Origin of the sequence: Mucilaginibacter rubeus (genome assembly GCF_014643835.1) — a bacterium.
GTDB classification, from domain to species: Bacteria; Bacteroidota; Bacteroidia; order Sphingobacteriales; family Sphingobacteriaceae; genus Mucilaginibacter; species Mucilaginibacter rubeus.
Window position 1 is genome coordinate 116,786 of the sequence record NZ_BMKD01000005.1, and the last position, 19,328, is coordinate 136,113.

Consider the following 19,328-nt stretch of genomic DNA (forward strand, 5'->3'; position numbering starts at 1 on the left):
TAAAGGGCTTGTTTCCAAAATGGAACAAGCCCTTTACTTTTAAAGCGATGTCGCTGCTCCCCCTTCAGGGGGCTGGGGGGTTACTGTCCCACCATAAATACGGCATTACTGAATAACAGCTTACCGTTTTCCCAGAAGCTGCGGAACAGCGGATCATCAACCATATAAACTACCGAACCGCGGCCCATGGGCTGTACGCCAAGCAGCAAACCGTTTATGATCTTCTTTTTTGATTCGGCACCCACAAAGCCTGATACGTAACTATCCTTTTTTATAGTGCCTACGTTCCAGCCATCATCGCCAGAGAAAAGATCATAGATATCATCATTCAACTTTAATGAATAGTAGTAATCCGGCAAACCGAAGCCAAGCGGATGTGTATTATCAAGGTTCAGTTTATAAATAGCACCGGGGATGGACTCGCTAAGCGCTAACCGGTCGCGATCTCCATATAATTTAACGGTTTTATCCTTGTCCTTTTCTTTATCCTTGTCTTCTTTTTTCTCTTCCTTATGCTTAATCAGGAAGCCTTTTTTATCAACCAGTAATGATACAGCATTATCCACGGCTATCAGCTTACCGCCATCACGGATCCAGTTCTGTAATTTCTCTGAAGGAAAATCTTCATAACGCCCATCGGGGCAAATCACTACGTCAAACTCGCCCAGTTTTGTGCGACTTAAATCCTGGTACCTTATTAAAGTGACCGGATATCCAATTTGTGCCTCAAACAAATGCCAAACCTCACCCATTGCTTCGGAGTTTATACCATCTCCGGCAATCAATGCTATTTTAGGCTGATGGATATACCTTACCGCATCCGAACCGATATCCGATCCTTTATCAACAAAGCCTGTTGAAATAGGGGTGATCTCCTGATTAAGTGATGCAGCGGTTTGAGTAACCACCTGGTCAAAATCGGCCAGATCGTTGCCTGCACGGGTAACAATTAATGAACCTGCTGTGAATTGCCTGCCCCCTGCTTCAAATGGCTTTTCGGCATAACGCACTTTAATCTTCTTTTTAAGCAAAGCGGCCAAAAATTTCACATCGTTAACCGATTGCCATGCCGATACATAAGCATAGGCATGGGTATTTACCAGCGGCTTAGGTGCAGCAACACTCCACTCGGTGCTGGCAGGCTTAAATGATTCTTTTAACCCATAGGCCTTTAAACCATAAGCGTATGGAAGCGACCATGCTGTAATATCATATGTATTAGAGTCCGGGATAAAAGTTTTGGGCTCCAAAAGCACATGCAGTAATACTGCTTTAGGCTGATAGGCATTAACTACCAGATCGTTTGCGCCAACATTATATTGCTCCGTTTTTTGGGTAACATAGTTAAAGCCAGTAACGGTTTTATTAGCTAAGCCAAAACCATACTGGATGCCGTTGCGGCCCAGCATTTTTGCCAACGCGTTAATTTTATTATTGTTATCGTTTTTAATAACATAGGTTTTGTAATCGCCCGGGGGATTGGCCCGACTGTTGTCAAAAAACTTTTTATACTCATCCAAAAGCTTTTGAGTATTTAACGCGGCTATTTCAAGCGTGCTTAAACTTGTTGAATGGTGATGGGCCACACGTTGCACCAAGGTAAGGGTATCGCCACTGCGGGTAACCACAGCCAAACCGGCACTGATACCACCTTGCTCATACGTCATGCCGATAGAGCCATTGTATAAAGGATAAGTATCGCCATATGATGGGTACAGTAAATCAAACTCGTATTTTGTAAAATACATCCAGCCGTTCTGGTCAAAGTACTTGGCATTGTTTTTACCAATGGTGATCTGGAACTGGCGTTGCCATTGGGTAATATCTTTATGGTAAGGCTCGGCAGCAGGGGCAAAGTAATAAGGTGCGTTGTAACCCTGCTCATGGTAGTCAACATGAACCTGCGGCAGCCATTGGTTGTATAAGCCTACGCGGGCCTGGGTTTCTTTTTGCTGCTGCCAGGCCCAATCACGGTTAAGGTCAAAATAAAAATGGTTTACCCTGCCTCCCGGCCATGGTTCAACGTGCTCGCGCGATGTTGGGCTGGGATCTGGCGCAGCGCCAACTACCGAATTATAAAAATTAACATAGCGGTCGCGCCCATCGGGGTTTAAACAAGGATCGATAACAACAACCATATTTTTAAGCCAGGCTTTAGTAGCAGCATTTGCCGGATCAACCATGTCAAACAAAGTCCACATCGAAGCTTCGCTTGATGCAGGCTCGTTACCATGTACATTATAGCTTAGCCAGGTAACAACAGGCATGGCAGTGCTGCCGCCACCGCTTTCAATCCCGGCCAGTTTAAGGTTATTATGACGGATCTCTTCCAGCCTGCCAATATTTTCATCAGAAGCGATGAACATCGCCAGTAAAGGCCGGCCCTCGTTGGTAGTACCAAACTGCTGAAGTTTTACATTTTTTGAAACCGACGCAACGTATCTAAAATATTCGGCGATACGATAATGTGGAGTAAAATGCTCACCCAGTTTATAACCCAGGAACTCCTGCGGCGATTGGATCTTTTGCGCAAAGGCCGGGCAAAAAAAACTTACAAATACAAAAAGGAGTAAATGTTTTTTTATCATAAATAAATAATAGATATATAGGAGAAAAGAGATAAGCTAATATGCAGAAAAATATTGGCAAATTGTTAGATGTGCAAATTTCAGATGTGCAGATATGTAAATGATTAGAAATCATACTGAATTTATTTATAAAAACACAAAACAAATAGGATGCGCATTATCTAAAATTTGCACATCTGAAATCCGCACATTTATAATCTGAAATCTGCACATTTGCATATCTGCAATTAACAAACATGACACCTATCCAGGCCCTGCAAAAATACTTTGGTTATAGTACCTTCAGGCATGAGCAGGAGGCTATCATTCAAAATATACTTAAGGGGCAGGATGTAATGGCGCTGATGCCTACCGGTGGCGGCAAATCATTGTGCTACCAGTTACCTGCTGTTCTGCTCGATGGGCTGACCATTGTAATATCACCGCTTATTGCGCTGATGAAAGACCAGGTAGATAGCCTGAACGTTAACGGCATCCCTGCGGCTTTCCTCAATTCGTCGTTAAATCCCGAGGAAACGAGGGTGCTTGTAAACCGGCTCCGAAACAATGAGATCAAACTACTTTACCTTGCCCCCGAACGTTTGTTCAGTGCCGAAAGCAAAGAAAATAAAGAAAGTAAGCTTATTCCTTTTTTAAAAACGCTGAAAGTTGCACAGATAGCTATTGACGAGGCACATTGTATCTCCTCTTGGGGACATGATTTCAGGCCTGAGTATTTAATGCTTGCCGGGCTTAAGGAAGAGTTTCCGTCGGTGCCGGTTATAGCACTTACGGCTACAGCCGATAAGCTTACGCAAAAAGATATCCTTGAAAAGCTCAACCTTCATAAGCCGGCAATATTTGTATCCTCATTTAACAGGGCAAATATTACTTACCGCGTGGCGCCTAAAAAGAACAGCTTTAAACAGCTCATCGCCTTTTTAAATGAACATAAGGATGAGTCGGGGATTATTTATTGCCTATCCCGCAAATCTACCGAGGCCTTGGCCGAGGATTTAAAAGATGAAGGCTTTGCTGCAGAAGCCTACCATGCCGGATTAAGCAACGAAATAAAAGCCCGTAACCAGGAAGCATTTTTGCGAGATGATATCAAAATCATTGTAGCTACCATCGCCTTTGGTATGGGCATCAATAAATCAAACGCGCGTTATGTAGTGCATGTTGATCTGCCTAAAAACATTGAAGGCTATTACCAGGAAACAGGCCGGGCAGGGCGCGATGGGCTTCCATCGGAAGCATTGTTGCTTTACTCGCCCGGCGATGCTATGAAGCTGCAGGCTTTTGCCAAAGTAGAGGGTAACGAGCAGCAAAGCCGCATTATGCTTAACAAGCTTAATGATATGGTTAAATATTGCCAGCTGCTCTCCTGCCGCCGGCAATACCTGATGAAATATTTTGATGAGGAATTTCCTGCCAAATGCGGCTCATGCGATGTTTGCTTAACCGAATATAAACGTTTTGATGGCACGCTGATCGCTCAAAAAGCGCTCTCGGCGGTAGCCCGGTTAAATGAACGTTTCGGGGCTAACTATGTGATTGATTTTTTACGGGGATCAAAAAGCGATAAGATCCGTGAAGAACATAAGCAGTTAAAAACCTACGGTATCGGTGCAGATATCAGCAAGGCCGACTGGCAGCACCACATCCGCGAGTTGATTAGTATGGGCTATCTGCAAACCGACGGCGATGAATACCCGGTATTAAAACTTACCGCGCAGAGCACCGACGTATTAAAGGGCGGGCAAAAGGTTGAGTTTATTGAGATAGAAAAAGTTGAAGAGGTTCACCATGAAGAAAACCTGCCTTATGAGATTCCGTTATTCAACCGGTTAAGGGAAGTTAGGCGGGGCATTGCCGAGGGTGAAAATGTACCGGCTTATGTTATTGTATCCGATGCTACACTGCAGGAAATGGCTACCTACCTACCGCAAAGTTTGGATGAACTGCGAATGATTTCTGGTTTTGGCGATATTAAACTGGCCCGTTATGGTCGCGAACTGCTTGAACCGGTTAAGATTTATTGTGCTGAAAAAGGCCTCGGCTCAAAAATAAAACAGAAATCGCCTAAACGGGAGCGGAAGGCGAAATCACCGGGGCAAACCAAATCTTCTTCGCGAAGCAATGATACTAAAGCCGAAACGTTTAACCTATATCGCTCCGGAAAAACCGTTGCCGAAATAGCTGCTGAGCGCGGGTTCACTACAGCTACCATAGAAACACACCTGAGTTATTATGTACAAAACGGCGATCTGGATATCACCGAAATAGTTCCGCAGAAAAAGATCGCTGTTATTGCCGACGCCGTTGAAAGTTATGGAACTGAAAGACTATCGCCCTTAAAAGAAGTTTTAGGCGATGATTACAGCTACGGTGAAATCAAAGCTGTAATTGGCTGGATGAACAAGGGGGAATAATTTTTGTTAAGTTTGAAAGAACAATCTTGCGCTCGTTTGCAACGAGCGCTTAAAATGGGCTTGCGTTTAAAACGCAAGCCCGGCGATACAATCGCCGAGCCACGTTAAGCACTCGTTGCAAACGTGCGCAAGCTAATGATGACATATTTTTGAATTGTATTTGTTCAACACACATGACTACCACAACCCAACTGTACGATATATACCTCAAACACCCCGTAATTAGCACCGACACCCGGAAGATAGTGCCTGGCAGTCTGTTCTTCGCCCTCAAAGGCGATAAGTTTGACGCCAACACTTTTGCACAAAAAGCAGTTGAGGCCGGTGCAGCTTACGCAGTAATTGATAACGCCGAATATCAACTGTGCGAACAGTATTTATTGGTTGAGGATGTTTTAACTACCTTGCAGGATTTAGCGCGCCATCATCGCCGCCAGCTTGACATCCCGGTTATCGGACTTACAGGTACCAACGGAAAAACCACCACCAAAGAACTGATCAACGCCGTATTATCGCAGCATTTTAAAACCCAGGCTACCCAAGGCAATTTAAATAACCATATTGGTGTACCACTTACAATTTTAACCATTGATGCCAGCCACGAGGTGGCCGTTATTGAAATGGGGGCCAATCACCAAAAAGAGATCGAGATGCTTTGCAGTATTGCTCAACCATCGCTTGGCTTAATTACCAATGTTGGTAAAGCGCATCTGGAAGGTTTTGGCGGAGTTGAAGGTGTAAAGAAGGGTAAAGGAGAGTTGTATGATTATTTTGCCCCCCTGCCCCCTAAAGGGAGAGTAAGCAAAACAGATGGTGCTGTCTTTATCAATAGCGATGATACTGTTTTAATGGAGATGGCTGCGGCCCGTCGTTTGCGTCATGTGGAGTATTATGGTACTGATGCCATTGATAATCTCATTAGCGGTGAACTGTTGGAAAACTCTCCCTTACTTACTTTGGAGTGGACCAATAATAAAACCGGCGACAGCTATCAAGTTAAAACCCAGCTAACTGGTACTTATAACCTGCCCAATATTTTAGTAGCCATATGTATCGGAACATATCTCGGTTTACCGGCTAATGAAATCAACGCCGGCATCGAGAGTTATCAGCCTAAAAATAACCGCTCGCAAATTGTACAAACAGCTACTAATACGCTCATTTGCGATTATTACAATGCCAACCCAAGCAGCATGTTTGTAGCCATTGAAAACGTGGGCAAAATTGAAGCAAAAAGGAAGGTACTTATTTTGGGCGATATGTTTGAAATGGGGCCGGAAGCGGCTGTTGAACATGCATCTGTTATCCGCAAAGCTATGGATACCGCTGTTGATGAACGCATCTTTATCGGAAAGGATTTTTTAGGTGCTTCGCAGTCCATGGATCATGGACCATTGACCATGGACAAGTTTTATGAAACTGCCGAAGGTGCCATTGCTGCTTTGAAAGCACAGCCTATTACCAATTCAACTATCCTGATCAAAGGATCGAGAGGAATGGCTTTAGAGCGGTTGGTGGAGTTGTTTTAAACTAATCACTTAATCTTTATCGACTCTACTGTTTTTTTAAACTTAACAAGGTAATTGCTTGTATTGCTGTAAGCACTTCCCATAAAAAGAAGACTGGAATTTTCACCTACCAATGCTACCTGGTACATTACACCAGCCGTTCCGTTAAGTGTTGTTTTAGTATTTAAAACATAGGCAGTATAATTACCTATTTTGGTTTTGCTTATTGTTTTATTGTCAAGCTTGATACCCTTTTTTTCGTATCGCCAAAGCATATCATTGGCAAACTCATTCGCTTTCTCTTCAGTAACTTTAGGGAGTGACGCAATGATAAAAGAATTGGCCAGCGAGTTGTTCACATCAGCTTTACCATTTTCATTATACATAAACATATTTGAAGCGGTCATAGCATATTGAAAATTGGTGATGGAATGATCAAATTCAAAATTAGCCAATTCCAGCGGATCTGATTTCAATTCCTTGTCATAGTAAACTGATCTCAAGATATCTAATAACTCCTTTTTTCCTTGTCCGTCTGCTGTTTTACAAACGCCCGCAATCAAGGTAACAAATGTTTCGTCACCAAAAACTAACATCACTTTTGTTTCGCCGGGATATTTGGAAGGTCCATCGCCAAAAATGCCGTCAAACTGATTTAATTTAATGCCTTTTACAACATCAATTTTTGCCCCTTTGGCTTCAATTGCTTCCCTCGTAAAACCAGTCTTGGCATTATTAAAATTTGCAGCAGTTGATTCAACAACTTGTATATACAACTTATCATTTTTTTGATAGCGGGCCAACTCTTTTATATACTGATAATCTTTAGGTATCTGCATATAAACCTTAGTTCCGGTTATTCTTACAAGCTTACCGGACTTAACTGTATGTATTTGATTGGGAAATTCACTCTCAGTTTGAGCAAATGAATTAACTGCAAAAAGGGTAAGGATCAGGCTAAAGAATATTTTCATAAAAACGCCATGTTGGAATAGCGCTTTAAAATTAAAGCAAAATATCAAGAGCAAAAAATATTTAATAAGTGGAGTGCCCAACAGTCCAAAGGATCAAGAGGAATGGCTTTAGAGTGGTTGGTGGAATTGTTTTAAGTTTCAAAGTAAAGACGCGTCACATGCGTCTCCCATGAGGACAGATAAGCAATCAACGCAAAACCAGTCATTCGGGAAACGCATGTGACGAGTCTCTACCAATTTGAACCAACTATTATTCCCTCCGCAAACTATCAACCGGGTTAGCCAACGCGGCCTTAACCGATTGAAAACTGATAGTGATAAAAGCGATCAATACAGCAATCACAGCAGCTAATACAAAGGCTGTCCAGCTTATGACGACTCGGTAAGCAAATGCATCAAGCCAGTGGCTCATAGCCAGCCAGGCAATCGGGAAAGCCACAACGATAGCAATAAGCACCAGCTTAATAAAATCTTTTGCTAAGAGGGCAACAACATTTGTTACGGTGGCACCCAAAACTTTCCGCACACCAATTTCGCGGGTACGTAACTGAGCGGTGTAAGCTGCCAAACCAAGCAGGCCAAGGCAGGAGATTAAAATAGCTATCCCCGCAAAATAGTTAAACAATGTACCTTCCCGCTGTTCGCCCTGGTAAAGCTTGTTGAATATGTCATCCAGGAAAGTGTAACCAAACGGAAACTGCCCATTGTATTGTTTAAACTCTTTTTCGGCAGCTGCTATGGCTTTTGGCGCACCATCGCCGGTTGTTTTAATATACAGTGAAGCATACGTATCCGGGGCGTAGAAAAACACCATCGGCCCAATTTTTTCACGCATACTTGCAAAGTGAAAATCCTTTACCACGCCTATGATAGTTCCTTCGGTTTTACGCAACCTGAAACGTTTGCCTATCGGGTCTTTCATACCTAACTCCTTAATTGCAGCCTCATTCAGGATATAATGAGCCGAATCACTCACCGAGCCATCAAAACCGCGACCTGCAGCCATTTTTATCTTGAAAAAAGAAATAAAATCTTTATCAATTCCCTGGGGATGTACAATAAACGTTTGACCGGTGGCTTTACCATCCCAATCGTTATCGCCGGAAATACCACCATTATTAACAATATTGCCGCTTGAACGCGTTACGGCTTCAACCCCCGGTTGTTTCAAAAGTTCGGCTTTAACAGCATCATAATGATCTTTCATATCGCGCATCCAAAAAGCAAACACATGACTTTTATCATAGCCTAAATTTTTAGACCGGATGTAATTAAGCTGGCTGGTGATCACAATGGTACTGATGATCAATATTACTGAAAAGGTAAACTGCACCACTACCAGGATCTTACGGAAAAGCACATCTCCAATACCATTGGATATTTTACCCTTAAGTGCTTTTAATGGTTCAAAAGATGAAAGCAGTAGCGCCGGGTAAATACTGGACAATACAAGGGTAGCAGTGATGGTACCCGCAATAACCAACCAGATATGGTAGTTGGAAAGATTAAATACCAGTTGCTTACCCGCAATTTCATTAAATACAGGAATTACGTTATAAATTACCAACACTGCTAAAACCGACGAAAGGATAAACAGCAAAGCTGTTTCTACCACAAACTGCATAAACAATTGTGTTTTTGCCGCGCCGATGATCTTTCGCATGCTTATTTCCTTGGCGCGCAGCATGGCCCGCGCGGTTGAAAGGTTAACATAGTTGATACAGGCAATCACTAATATTACTAAGGCGATAATGATAAAGATATGTACAGTGCTGATCCCCCGGTCGGTGCCGTCCGCATTATAAAGATGCATTTTAGTTGCGGGCAGCAAGAGGTAATCGGCATCGGTATCTTCAGGCTTCCGTTTCAGGTGAACTTTATTCAAATCGGCCGATAGCTTTTTTAAAGAAGTGCCCGGTTTCAACAACAAATAGGTTTCATAAGCGTAATTGCTGAAATCATGGTTCAGATCAACCTTATTGTTGGTAAACATATATTTGATATGATAGCTCATGGACATGATCATATCATAATTAATGCTTGAGTTAAGCGGGAAATCATCAATAACGCCCGATACAGTAAAATTCTCTTTATTATCGGCCACAATAACTTTTCCTAAAGCATCTTCATTACCGAAATATTTTTTTGCCGTTCTTTTTGTAATCACTACGGAATTATCGTTCGTAAAAGGCTTTGCCTTGTTACCTTCAATCAGCGGAAAATCAAAAACAGTAAACAGGGAGGGATCAGCAAAGCCTACCGCCTGCTCGTTAAAAATTTTATCCTGGTATTTAAATAATGAGAAAAACCAGTTATTGGTTATGCGCACCTGATCTTGCACAACGGGCAGTTCCTGTTTAGCCAGCGGCCCCATCGGTGCCACTGTTGTTTGCCAGATCTGCTTGCTGGCCCCTGTACCGCCAAAAAGCTCTACCCGGTAAATATTTGATGCGTTTTTATGAAAGCTATCAAAGCTAAATTCGTCCTGCACCCAAAGCAGGATCAGGATCCCAATGGCGAGGCCCAGGGTTAACCCGGCAATATTGATCACCGAATAAAACTTATTGCGGACAAGGTTCCGCCAGGCGGTTTTGATATAGTTCTTCAGCATAAAAATCCGTTTTATTTAATTGTGTGGCATGCAAAACAGTGCCAATATCACAAATAGCTACATGTCAACAACTTAAATGAAAGCAACAGCACATTATCGTTCGGATACGGACAATTGGGTGTTCATTTATGTAACGCAAGCATCACTCAGTTTTTAAGCTCTTAATAGGGTTCACGGTTGCGGCTTTGATAGATTCATAGCTAACCGTAAGCCAGGCTATACCCAAAGCTGACCCCGATGCCACCAAGAATATCAGCCAGCTAACATTAATATGATAAGCAAATCCAGCCAGCCAGGTATTTGCCGCGTACCACGCAACCGGTAATGCTATACAGATAGCTATCAGGATCAACCTGGTAATTCCGGATGATAATAAATAAACCAGGTTAAATACCGATGCGCCCAATACCTTGCGTACGCCTATTTCCCTGGTACGCTGTTCGGCAATAAACGCCGATAAACCGTATAAACCAAGACATGAAATAAAAATGCCTATTGCCGCAAATAGTTTAAAAATATTACCCATCTGCTGCTCTCCATGGTAAAGGCTTGCCATTTGCTGGTCAACAAAATTGAAGCTGAAAGGATAAGCAGGACTAATTTCTTTACTCATTTTCTCCAGAGCCTTTATAGTTGCAAAGGTTGCTCCGGGCTTAGTTCGTATAACCACATTACCGCCACCACCTGTTAAAGCAATGATCAGGGGTTCAATGGCCGACTGGGCAGGTTTGAAATTAAAGTCTTTAACCACACCAATAATAACACTGGGTTTATTGTGCAATGTCATCGGTTTGCCAATGGCTGCCGCAGGATCAGTAAAGCCCATCAAGCTCAATAGTTTTTGGTTAATGACACAATTATCTGAATCGGTTTTAATTGATTCGGAAAAGAAACGGCCTGCCAGTAATTTCAATCCGAATAGATGGGCAAAATTCTCACTTACATATAACCCGGGTGTCGGGTTACCAAGTGTTTTGGGATCTTTGCCCGGCCATGAAACGTTTGCGCCAGATCCTACATCGATAGGAAGCTCGCTGGTAATGGTAAAATCACTGGTAAGCTGATCCTGTTTCAACTCGTTTCGCAATAAAGCCTCTTTATTAGCCATATCGCCATTTATATCCATATACAAAAGGCTGGATTTATTAAAGCCGGGGTTCCTTTCTCTTACAAACTTAAGTTGCTGGTAAATAACCACCGTACCTATCAGCAACACCACCGAAACCACAAACTGGGTAACCACCAAAGCGTGGCGAAAAATTAAATTACCACCCATTGATTTCACATTCCCCTTAAGCACTTTAACAGGGTTGAAACCGGATAAAAACAACGCCGGGTAACTGCCCGATATCACCCCGGTTACCAAGGCAATACACAGCAAACTAAGCCAGAGCTTCGCATCACCGAAATTAACTGCGAGTTGCTTACCAACTAACTGATTAAACTGTGGCAGAACTAAAATCACTATCCAAAGTGCCAGCAACAACGATAAAAAAGCAATGAACACGGCTTCACTTAAAAACTGGAATATCAATTGAAACCTTTGCGCTCCGGCTACTTTACGCAAACCAATTTCCTTAGCCCTTCGGGCCGAACGCGCAGTAGCCAGGTTCATGAAATTGATACAGGCAACGGCAAGTATTAAAATAGCTACAACAAAAAACATTTTTAGGTACAGCGCATTACCGTGTCCGGGTAAATCCATCTCTATCGCCGGGGCCATGTGAATTTGGGTAACGGGTTGAAGATGGAACGCGCTTTTCATTTGCGGTTCGTATTTATGATAGATCTGAAAAATCTGACTTTCCAATTTTTTTAAATTGGCAGGGCTTGGGTCAAAATTTTCATCTAACTGAAGATAAGTATGAAAATACGGCGCTTCCCATTGATATTTTTCAACCTTTGGGTTAGTTCTGTACAATGCTGCTGTTGGCATTACAAAATCAAATTGCATGTGCGAGTTAGCAGGGATGTTGGCTAAAACCCCGGTCACTATTACGTTTTCACTATGGTCTTTCTTTAAAAACCTACCAACGGGATTTTGATCGCCAAAATATTTCGCGGCTGTTGCTTCTGTTATTAAAACGCCATCTATTTGCTTTAGAGCTTCTGCACGATCACCTTTTACAAGCGGAAATGAAAATACATCCAGGAAATTAGGATCGGCATAAATTACTTTGTCTTCTATAAACCTTTTATCGTTGGCTTCAAACAGGTAACTCTTCGGGCTGATGCGCACCGCATTTCTAACAACCGGCAATTGTGATTTTACGGATGCGGCCATTGCGGTAGGGGTACCGGCCACAGTTAAACCATCAACATCCCAGTTTATACGGTATAATTGCCCTGCATTTTTATGGAACTGATCATAACTTGTTTCGTTTTGTACCCAAAGCAATATCAGGATACTTGCTGCAAGGCCAACAGCTAAACCTGATATATTAATAATAGAATAAGCTTTATCCTTAATTAAATTGCGGTAGGCAAGTTTAAAGTAAGTTCTGATCATGATTACAAAGGCTAAAGGTTACTAACGAAGATCTGGGGTTTTGTGTCTTCAAAATTCGAGCCATGATATAAACCATTAATAATCAATTTATTAAAAACATAGACAGATAATATCGTTCGGATACGTTACAACGGGTGTACGAATTTAAAATTCCGCATCAGATGAAATAGCTCAGGAAAATTGAAACGCGGGCACCCGGAGGGCAATCAACCTTCAAAAACAGGAGTTATCATGTTGTGATTAACCAGGATCCGCATCAGCATCTCAACCGAAAAATCGCGCGTTATATCAATACTGATAAAATCTGTTTCTCCATTTTTCACCTCGCATGCATCGCGGTCAAAATACAATACCAATCCGCGCATGCTGCCCGAAATAATAACGATCCGCTCATTATTAATAAGCTTAAAACTATTGCGGGTGCGCTTAAAAAAGCTGCAAAGGTTTTTAATATGCCGATAGGTAAGTAATGAAATGATCATGCTGTCAGCTTTTAATAATGGTGGCCAGTCGCTGCCTTATAATGATTTCTTTAACACCGGCAGGCAGCAAACTGTTTAATAAAACAAGCATCCGGTTTACCACACCCGGGATGATCTCTTTTTTCCCTTTCAGCAAACCATCCACCGCTATACGTGCTACGTGCCCGGGCTCCATAATGGTTGCCTTTGATATGCCTTTGAGTTTATTATTCATTACCAGCAACTCGGGCTTGGTATTGATCCCTCCAGGACTAAGCAAGCTGATCTTCACATTTGAGCCATGAAGTTCCAGCTGCAAACATTTGGTAAAATACCTGATAAATGATTTGGTAGCACCGTAAACCTGCTTTTTAGGCACCACAAACAAGCCGCCCAAACTCCCTACATTCAATATATAAGAGGTAGCAGAGACATCGGCCTGGGCCAGGAACAAGCGTGTAAGCAGTACAGGTGTAATCACGTTCAGTTCAATTTGCTTTTTATAAAACCCAATGTTCAAATCTTCAAACCACGACCAGTTACCTAAACCCGCATTATTGATGAGCAGGTGGGCCGTAATTTGCTCATCACTAAGGTAATTAAAAATTGCAGGGTAACTTTCGGCAAGTGTTAAATCAATTTCCAAATAATTCACTTTAACCTCAAAGTTTTTACGGATAAAGGATGCCAGCTCAGGCAATCCGGTAGCTGGCAATGATACCAGTACCAGGTTTATTTGCCGCGACGCCAGTTCAATGGCAAACGATTTACCCAACCCTTCGCTGGCTCCGGTTATAATGGCTGTCTGATCTATCATGCTTCAGGCTTGTTGAAGGTAATTAATGGTTTTATGCATCCCCTCTGTAAAAGGGGTTATCCGGTAACCAAGCTGCGTTATGGCTTTATTGCTGCTGTATTTTTGATCATACTTTAAACGTTCGGCAAACTCAGGCAAAAAGAAAGGGCGCAGCCCGGTAAGCTGTGATTTAAGCTTTTCAAAATGGCTATAAAATTCAATAGTCTTTAACGGCAGATGAATGAGACGATGTTGTTTACCTGATACCTGATGTACTGTTTTGAAAAAATCATTAAAACTAATATCCTCTCCGCCTAAAATATAGCGTTCGCCGCTGGTTCCATTATTCATAGCCGCCAAATGTCCATCAACCACATCGGTTAAAAAAGCATAATTGGCTACCTGTTCGCCATTGCCAGGAATAAAATGCCATTTGCCGCGTAAATAGGCCGAAACCATTTTACCTACTGTATTACTTTCGGTAACAGGCCCTTCGCCATATACGCGTGATGGATTTACTGTAACGATGTAAATCCCTCCCTGCTTTGCAAAATTTTGCACTTCAAGCTCGGCCAGGTATTTGGTACGCTCGTAAGCAATGGGGAAACCAGCTATTCTTGGATCATTCTCGCTCATGGGATGTTTTACTGTTGGGCCCCAAACACCGCAGGTTGAGGTGTAAACTATTTTCTGTACACCGGCACCTGCCGCAACTTCAAGCACGTTACGGGTACCAACAACATTGGTTTCATGGTAATCATCGGGGTTACGGCACCACATTTTGGCCATGGCGGCTGTATGATACACCTGCTGGCAGCCCTGCATTGCCCTGCCCAGGCTTTGCCGGTACAGGATATTGCCGGTAACCGGTTCGATATTTTTATGCTCTATTAAATAAGGGTGATCGGTATTACGGCATAAGGCTTTAACATCATAGCCCTGCATAGCCAGCGATAACGTGAGCTGCCTGCCAATAAACCCTGTTGCCCCGGTTACTAAAACTTTCATACAGGTATTACAACCTCACTATTGTTTACCCCTATGTATGGAAAAGAATTTTTAAATCATTTTTAACCTATAGTTTTAATGCGGTAAATATTTAAATTTGGCTTATTACTTTTTAATAAGCCTTACCTATATGAACATGTACCAGGACCCGCATAGTACGTTTGCCGGTTTTTCGCCGGAAGAGTTGGGATTTTTACAGCACGCCACCCCCGATCTTACAGAAAGCCAGAAAAAATATTTTTACATGGTTTACAGCAATAAGCGCAAAAACTCGCAGGATATATTGTTGTTTACCTTGCTTGGTTTTGTAGGTTTTGCCGGCATTCAGCGCTTTGTATTAGGCCAGATTGGGATGGGTATTGTTTATTTGCTAACAGTAGGCTTTTGCTGGATTGGCACTATTGTGGATTTGATCAACAATAAGTCGATAACTTTGGAGTATAATAAGAATATGGCTTATGAAAGCTACCAAATGGCTAAAATGAGCAGCTAAACAAAGCGGCTATTTATCTCTAAAAAAACTTAATGAAACTATCTGCCCTAACCGCTTACCTTGAAAGCCTCGCACCGCTCAACTATCAGGAAGATTATGACAATTCTGGCCTGATAGTTGGCAACCCGGAGCAGGAGGTAAGCCAGGCCCTGATCTCTCTTGACTGTACCGAAGCTGTGGTTGATGAGGCTATTGCTACCGGCTGCCAGGTGATCATATCGCACCACCCTATCGTTTTCAAGGGGTTAAAAAAATTCAACGGCAAAACCTATGTGGAACGGGTAGTTGAAAAAGCTATTCGTAAAGGTATTGCCATATACGCTATTCACACCAATTTGGATAGCATCATGACCGGTGTTAATGCCCGTATCTGTGAAACTTTGGGTTTAAAAAACAGCCGAATACTGCTGCCCAAACATAACCTGATCAAAAAACTGGTTACTTACGTTCCGCTAAACCATGCCGACACTGTACGCGATGCTTTGTTTAATGCAGGAGCAGGCAACATTGGCAATTACAGCGAGGTTAGTTTTAATGCACAGGGAACAGGGACATTTAAAGGCAATGATGCCGCAACCCCTTATGTGGGCGAAATTGGCAAACGCCACAAGGAAGATGAGATCCGCATTGAAACGGTGTATCCGGCCAATTTGGAGAGCAAGATCCTGATGGCTTTGATCCTGGCCCATCCGTATGAAGAAGTTGCCTATGATCTTTACAATTTAACCAACCAGCACCAGCAGGTAGGCTCGGGTATGATAGGCGAGTTGGAAATGCCGCTTAATGAAGAAAGTTTCCTGCTTCATGTAAAGGATAAGATGCGCACGCATGTGATACGGCATACTAAATTATTGGGCAAACACGTTAAAAAAGTAGCTGTGTGCGGCGGTTCGGGGGGCTTTTTGCTAAAGCATGCCATAGCCGCAGGAGCCGACGTTTTTATCACGGCCGATTACAAGTATCATGAGTTTTTTGATGCCGAAGGAAAGATAGTTATTGCAGATATCGGACACTTTGAGAGTGAACAATTTACGCAGCAATTATTGTATGAAATAATTAGAAAAAAATTCCCTATCTTTGCCGTCCGTTTAACAGAAGTAAATACAAACCCCGTCAAATATTTTATTTAATGGAACAAACCGTAGAACAAAAGCTTAAAGCTTTATACGAACTACAAACTATCCACACCAAGATTGACAGGATCCGCCAGGTAAGGGGCGAATTGCCAATGGAAGTTGCCGACCTTGAGGACGACGTTGCAGGCCTTGAAACCCGCATCCAAAAGATCAAAGGTGAACTTGACGATGTGGAAGATGACATAGTTACCCGTAAAAACCTGATCAAAGAAGCTCAGGCAAACATCAAAAAATACGAAGGCCAGCTTAACGAGGTTAAAAACAACCGCGAATATGATGCAATCTCAAAAGAAATTGAGATCCAGGGCTTAGATATACAGGTAAGTGAAAAGAAGATTCGCGAATACGGCTTCGAAATCACCAACAAAACCCAGGTTTACGAAAAAGCATTGGCCGATCTGGAAGCCCGCCAGGCCGACCTTGACGCCAAGAAAGAAGAATTAGGCACCATTACTGCCGAAACTGAAAAAGAAGAAACCGAGTTGAATGCCCAGGCTGCAAAAGCTATGGATAACATCGAAGAGCGTTTATTAACTGCTTACACCCGTTTACGTCAAAACGCAAAAAACGGTCTTGCGGTTGTAACTATCCAGCGTGATTCATGCTCTGGTTGCTTTAACCAAATCCCGCCTCAGCGCCAGTCAGACATCCGTCAGCGTAAAAAGATCATCGTTTGCGAGCATTGCGGACGTATCCTTGTTGACGAGCAAATGGCTTTAGAAGCTGAAGAAGCATAAGCAACCATTTATAAAGTTAAATATATCAAAGGCGCCCAATGGGTGCCTTTTTTGTTGCATTTATTTAGCCGATATTTATTTTATGCCTAAAACCAGGATAACCTACTTTATATTAACAATAGCAACCATTATCTTCGGCTTGCTATCCCGTCACTTTAAATTTATCCCTTTATTTATTGGCGATATTTTATGGGCTGCCATGGTTTACTTTATTATGCGGTTCCTGTTTATTAGCAAGCCCCGTATGTTTACTGTTGTAGCTGCGTTGGCGTTTTGCTTCGTGATAGAGTTTAGCCAGCTTTATAAAGCGCCCTGGATAAATGACCTGAGGCATACCCTGTTTGGCAGGCTCGTTTTAGGTGAGGGCTTTTTGTGGGGCGATTTGTTGTGTTATGTTTTTGGGGTGGGGATAGGCGTTGGGGTTGACGGCTTAGGGTTAAAAAATTCAAATCTCATAAGAAACAAGCTTTAGCTTATTTATAGTTTTGAATTGTTTATCAGATGTTATAAACGGCAGATTGAATGAAATGGCTGTTGCCGCTATGATAGCATCTGGTAGTTTTAAACTATATTTTTTTCTTATTGTTACGTATTGTTCTTTCAATTTGTTATTCATCTGAATAATTGAACAATCACTTAATAAGCTGTGTATTTGTTTTTCATCGCGATCTGAAAGGTTTTTAAATCCTATTAATTCCAGCTCGGTTATAAATGAAATATAGATCTGCTTACCCTGCAATAACTTTTCCCATCCAGCAAGTACAATATAATGTTCATATCAACTAATATTTCTTTCCCACTCATCTCTTAATTTAGTTTGAATGGTCAATGGATCTTCTTTTAATGGTACTTTTCCATTGTATTTTTTTGCGTCGAAACCCATAGATGGGGCTTCCTTATAAAGCGCCTTTTCAATAGCCTCTATATCCTTTTTGGATGCTCCCTTTTTTAATACCAATACCATATCAATCCTTTCATAACAAATTTAATGTTTTTTACATAAATATCCTCTTCAAAACATACTCGTCTGTTTCCCTTTCCTTGGTACAAATAAACTATAATCATATTCTGGCATCTGCCTATCGCTCATAAAGCGTTTGCAAGCCATTTTAAACATCTGGTGAACGGATTCGGCTACCTTGCCCTCGCCGCTCATCCGGCGACCGTAATCGCTATCATTCAACTTGCCGTCATGTGTCGAGCGGATCATATTCAATACCTTTTCGGCGCGATCTGGAAAAGCCTTGTAGATCCAGTCGCTAAAAATTTCGGCTATGCTGCCATTGAGCCTCACCATGGTAAAACCGGCGGCTAAAGCGCCTCTGTCGGCGGCAGCTTTAATGATATTAGGCACTTCATTACTGTTTAAACCCGGGATAATAGGAGCAGCCATTACCCGTACCGGAATGCCCCTTTCTGATAGCTTCTGCACCACCGCCAGTCTGCCGGTTGCAGTTACTGTACGTGGCTCCAGTTTTTGGCGCAGCTGCTCGTTAAGCGAGGTAATAGAAACATTTACATGCACCAGGTTCAGCTTAGCCATATCAGCAAGCAAGTCGATATCGCGCAGTATCACATTGTTTTTGGTAATGATGCTAACCGGGTTTTTATACTTCCAGAAAACCTCAAGCAACGCCTGGGTGATACCGAGCTTACGTTCAACAGGCTGATAGCAATCCGTATTGCCCGATAGCATGATGCAAACGGGCTTATAATTTTTTTTGTTGAAATATTGCTCAAGCAACTGGGGGGCATTAGGTTTAATGATGATCTTGCGTTCAAAATCGAGCCCGGCGCTAAAACCGTAATATTCATGGGTGTTACGTGCATAACAGTAAATGCAGCCATGCTCGCAACCCTGGTACGGGTTGATCGAGTACATATGGCTCAGATCGGGACTATTGGATTCGCTTACTATTTTTTTTGGAGTTTCTTCAAAAAGCTGCGTGTTGCTATTTTCAAGCAAAGGCTCGTCAATACCCTCGATATGATCAAGTACATACTTGTTTTTCAGAAACTTATTGTGCGTATTTACCTGCGCCCCTCGTCCTTTAAAAAAATCCGGATTTTCCTCATGTGACATCGAACAAATT

The 19,328-nt window shown here is 42.3% G+C and carries 16 protein-coding genes; 6 read left to right on the forward strand and 10 right to left on the reverse strand.

Going from position 1 to position 19,328, the window contains the following annotated elements; genetic code table 11:
• Window positions 1–80 precede the first annotated feature (80 nt).
• Complete coding sequence (locus IEX80_RS17345; protein ID WP_188833611.1) at window positions 81–2,588, reverse strand: M14 metallopeptidase family protein; 2,508 nt, start codon at window positions 2,586–2,588, stop codon at window positions 81–83.
• Window positions 2,589–2,824: 236 nt separating this feature from the next.
• Between IEX80_RS17345 and recQ the strand changes: the two genes are divergently transcribed.
• Both recQ and IEX80_RS17355 read left to right on the forward strand, forming a co-directional pair.
• A complete protein-coding gene (recQ, locus tag IEX80_RS17350) occupies window positions 2,825–5,002 on the forward strand; it encodes a DNA helicase RecQ (RefSeq protein ID WP_188833612.1) in 2,178 nt (725 codons plus the stop codon).
• 173 nt (window positions 5,003–5,175) lie between these two features.
• On the forward strand, window positions 5,176–6,531 hold the full coding sequence (locus tag IEX80_RS17355) for a UDP-N-acetylmuramoyl-tripeptide--D-alanyl-D-alanine ligase (RefSeq protein ID WP_188833613.1): 1,356 nt from the start codon (window positions 5,176–5,178) through the stop codon (window positions 6,529–6,531).
• 5 nt (window positions 6,532–6,536) lie between these two features.
• Here IEX80_RS17355 and IEX80_RS17360 read toward each other — a convergent pair whose 3' ends face one another.
• The 6 genes from IEX80_RS17360 to IEX80_RS17385 form a co-directional block, all read right to left on the reverse strand.
• A complete protein-coding gene (locus IEX80_RS17360) occupies window positions 6,537–7,349 on the reverse strand; it encodes a hypothetical protein (protein WP_229701667.1) in 813 nt (270 codons plus the stop codon).
• Window positions 7,350–7,734: 385 nt separating this feature from the next.
• Window positions 7,735–10,095: an ABC transporter permease gene (locus IEX80_RS17365; RefSeq protein WP_188833615.1), complete on the reverse strand. Its 2,361-nt coding sequence runs from the start codon at window positions 10,093–10,095 to the stop codon at window positions 7,735–7,737.
• Between the two features lie 142 nt (window positions 10,096–10,237).
• A complete protein-coding gene (locus IEX80_RS17370; protein ID WP_188833616.1) occupies window positions 10,238–12,604 on the reverse strand; it encodes an ABC transporter permease in 2,367 nt (788 codons plus the stop codon).
• A 206-nt stretch (window positions 12,605–12,810) separates the two neighbouring features.
• Window positions 12,811–13,086, reverse strand: a complete 276-nt coding sequence (locus tag IEX80_RS17375; protein WP_188833617.1) for a hypothetical protein — start codon at window positions 13,084–13,086, stop codon at window positions 12,811–12,813.
• Window positions 13,087–13,090: 4 nt separating this feature from the next.
• A complete protein-coding gene (locus IEX80_RS17380) occupies window positions 13,091–13,882 on the reverse strand; it encodes an SDR family NAD(P)-dependent oxidoreductase (protein ID WP_090532203.1) in 792 nt (263 codons plus the stop codon).
• Between the two features lie 3 nt (window positions 13,883–13,885).
• The gene (locus tag IEX80_RS17385) at window positions 13,886–14,869 is read right to left on the reverse strand and encodes an NAD-dependent epimerase/dehydratase family protein (RefSeq protein WP_090532204.1); all 984 of its coding nucleotides are present in this window, start codon (window positions 14,867–14,869) and stop codon (window positions 13,886–13,888) included.
• Between the two features lie 130 nt (window positions 14,870–14,999).
• On the opposite strand from IEX80_RS17385, the gene IEX80_RS17390 reads away from it, so the two are divergent.
• The 4 genes from IEX80_RS17390 to IEX80_RS17405 all read left to right on the forward strand — a co-directional run bounded on the left by IEX80_RS17390 (window position 15,000) and on the right by IEX80_RS17405 (window position 17,707).
• Entirely contained in the window at window positions 15,000–15,362 is a 363-nt protein-coding gene (locus IEX80_RS17390) for a TM2 domain-containing protein (RefSeq protein WP_090532206.1), read from the forward strand.
• Between the two features lie 32 nt (window positions 15,363–15,394).
• Window positions 15,395–16,492, forward strand: coding sequence for a Nif3-like dinuclear metal center hexameric protein (locus IEX80_RS17395; RefSeq protein ID WP_090532208.1), 1,098 nt, complete (start codon window positions 15,395–15,397; stop codon window positions 16,490–16,492).
• Window positions 16,492–17,235: a zinc ribbon domain-containing protein gene (locus tag IEX80_RS17400; protein WP_090532210.1), complete on the forward strand. Its 744-nt coding sequence runs from the start codon at window positions 16,492–16,494 to the stop codon at window positions 17,233–17,235. Before IEX80_RS17395 ends, IEX80_RS17400 begins: the two co-directional genes overlap by 1 nt.
• A gap of 82 nt (window positions 17,236–17,317) precedes the next feature.
• On the forward strand, window positions 17,318–17,707 hold the full coding sequence (locus IEX80_RS17405; RefSeq protein WP_188833618.1) for a ribosomal maturation YjgA family protein: 390 nt from the start codon (window positions 17,318–17,320) through the stop codon (window positions 17,705–17,707).
• Here the strand turns inward: IEX80_RS17405 and IEX80_RS28005 are convergent.
• From IEX80_RS28005 to IEX80_RS17420, 3 genes are read right to left on the reverse strand one after another with little or no spacing between them, the layout of a single operon-like run.
• Window positions 17,681–17,974, reverse strand: a complete 294-nt coding sequence (locus tag IEX80_RS28005) for a type II toxin-antitoxin system VapC family toxin (protein WP_188833619.1) — start codon at window positions 17,972–17,974, stop codon at window positions 17,681–17,683. The genes IEX80_RS17405 and IEX80_RS28005 overlap by 27 nt on opposite strands.
• Window positions 17,975–18,013: 39 nt before the next feature.
• Window positions 18,014–18,199, reverse strand: a complete 186-nt coding sequence (locus IEX80_RS17415) for a hypothetical protein (RefSeq protein ID WP_090532215.1) — start codon at window positions 18,197–18,199, stop codon at window positions 18,014–18,016.
• Window positions 18,200–18,247: 48 nt separating this feature from the next.
• Window positions 18,248–19,318 (reverse strand): PA0069 family radical SAM protein, encoded by a 1,071-nt coding sequence (locus IEX80_RS17420; RefSeq protein WP_188833620.1) that lies wholly within the window; start codon window positions 19,316–19,318, stop codon window positions 18,248–18,250.
• Window positions 19,319–19,328 lie beyond the last annotated feature (10 nt).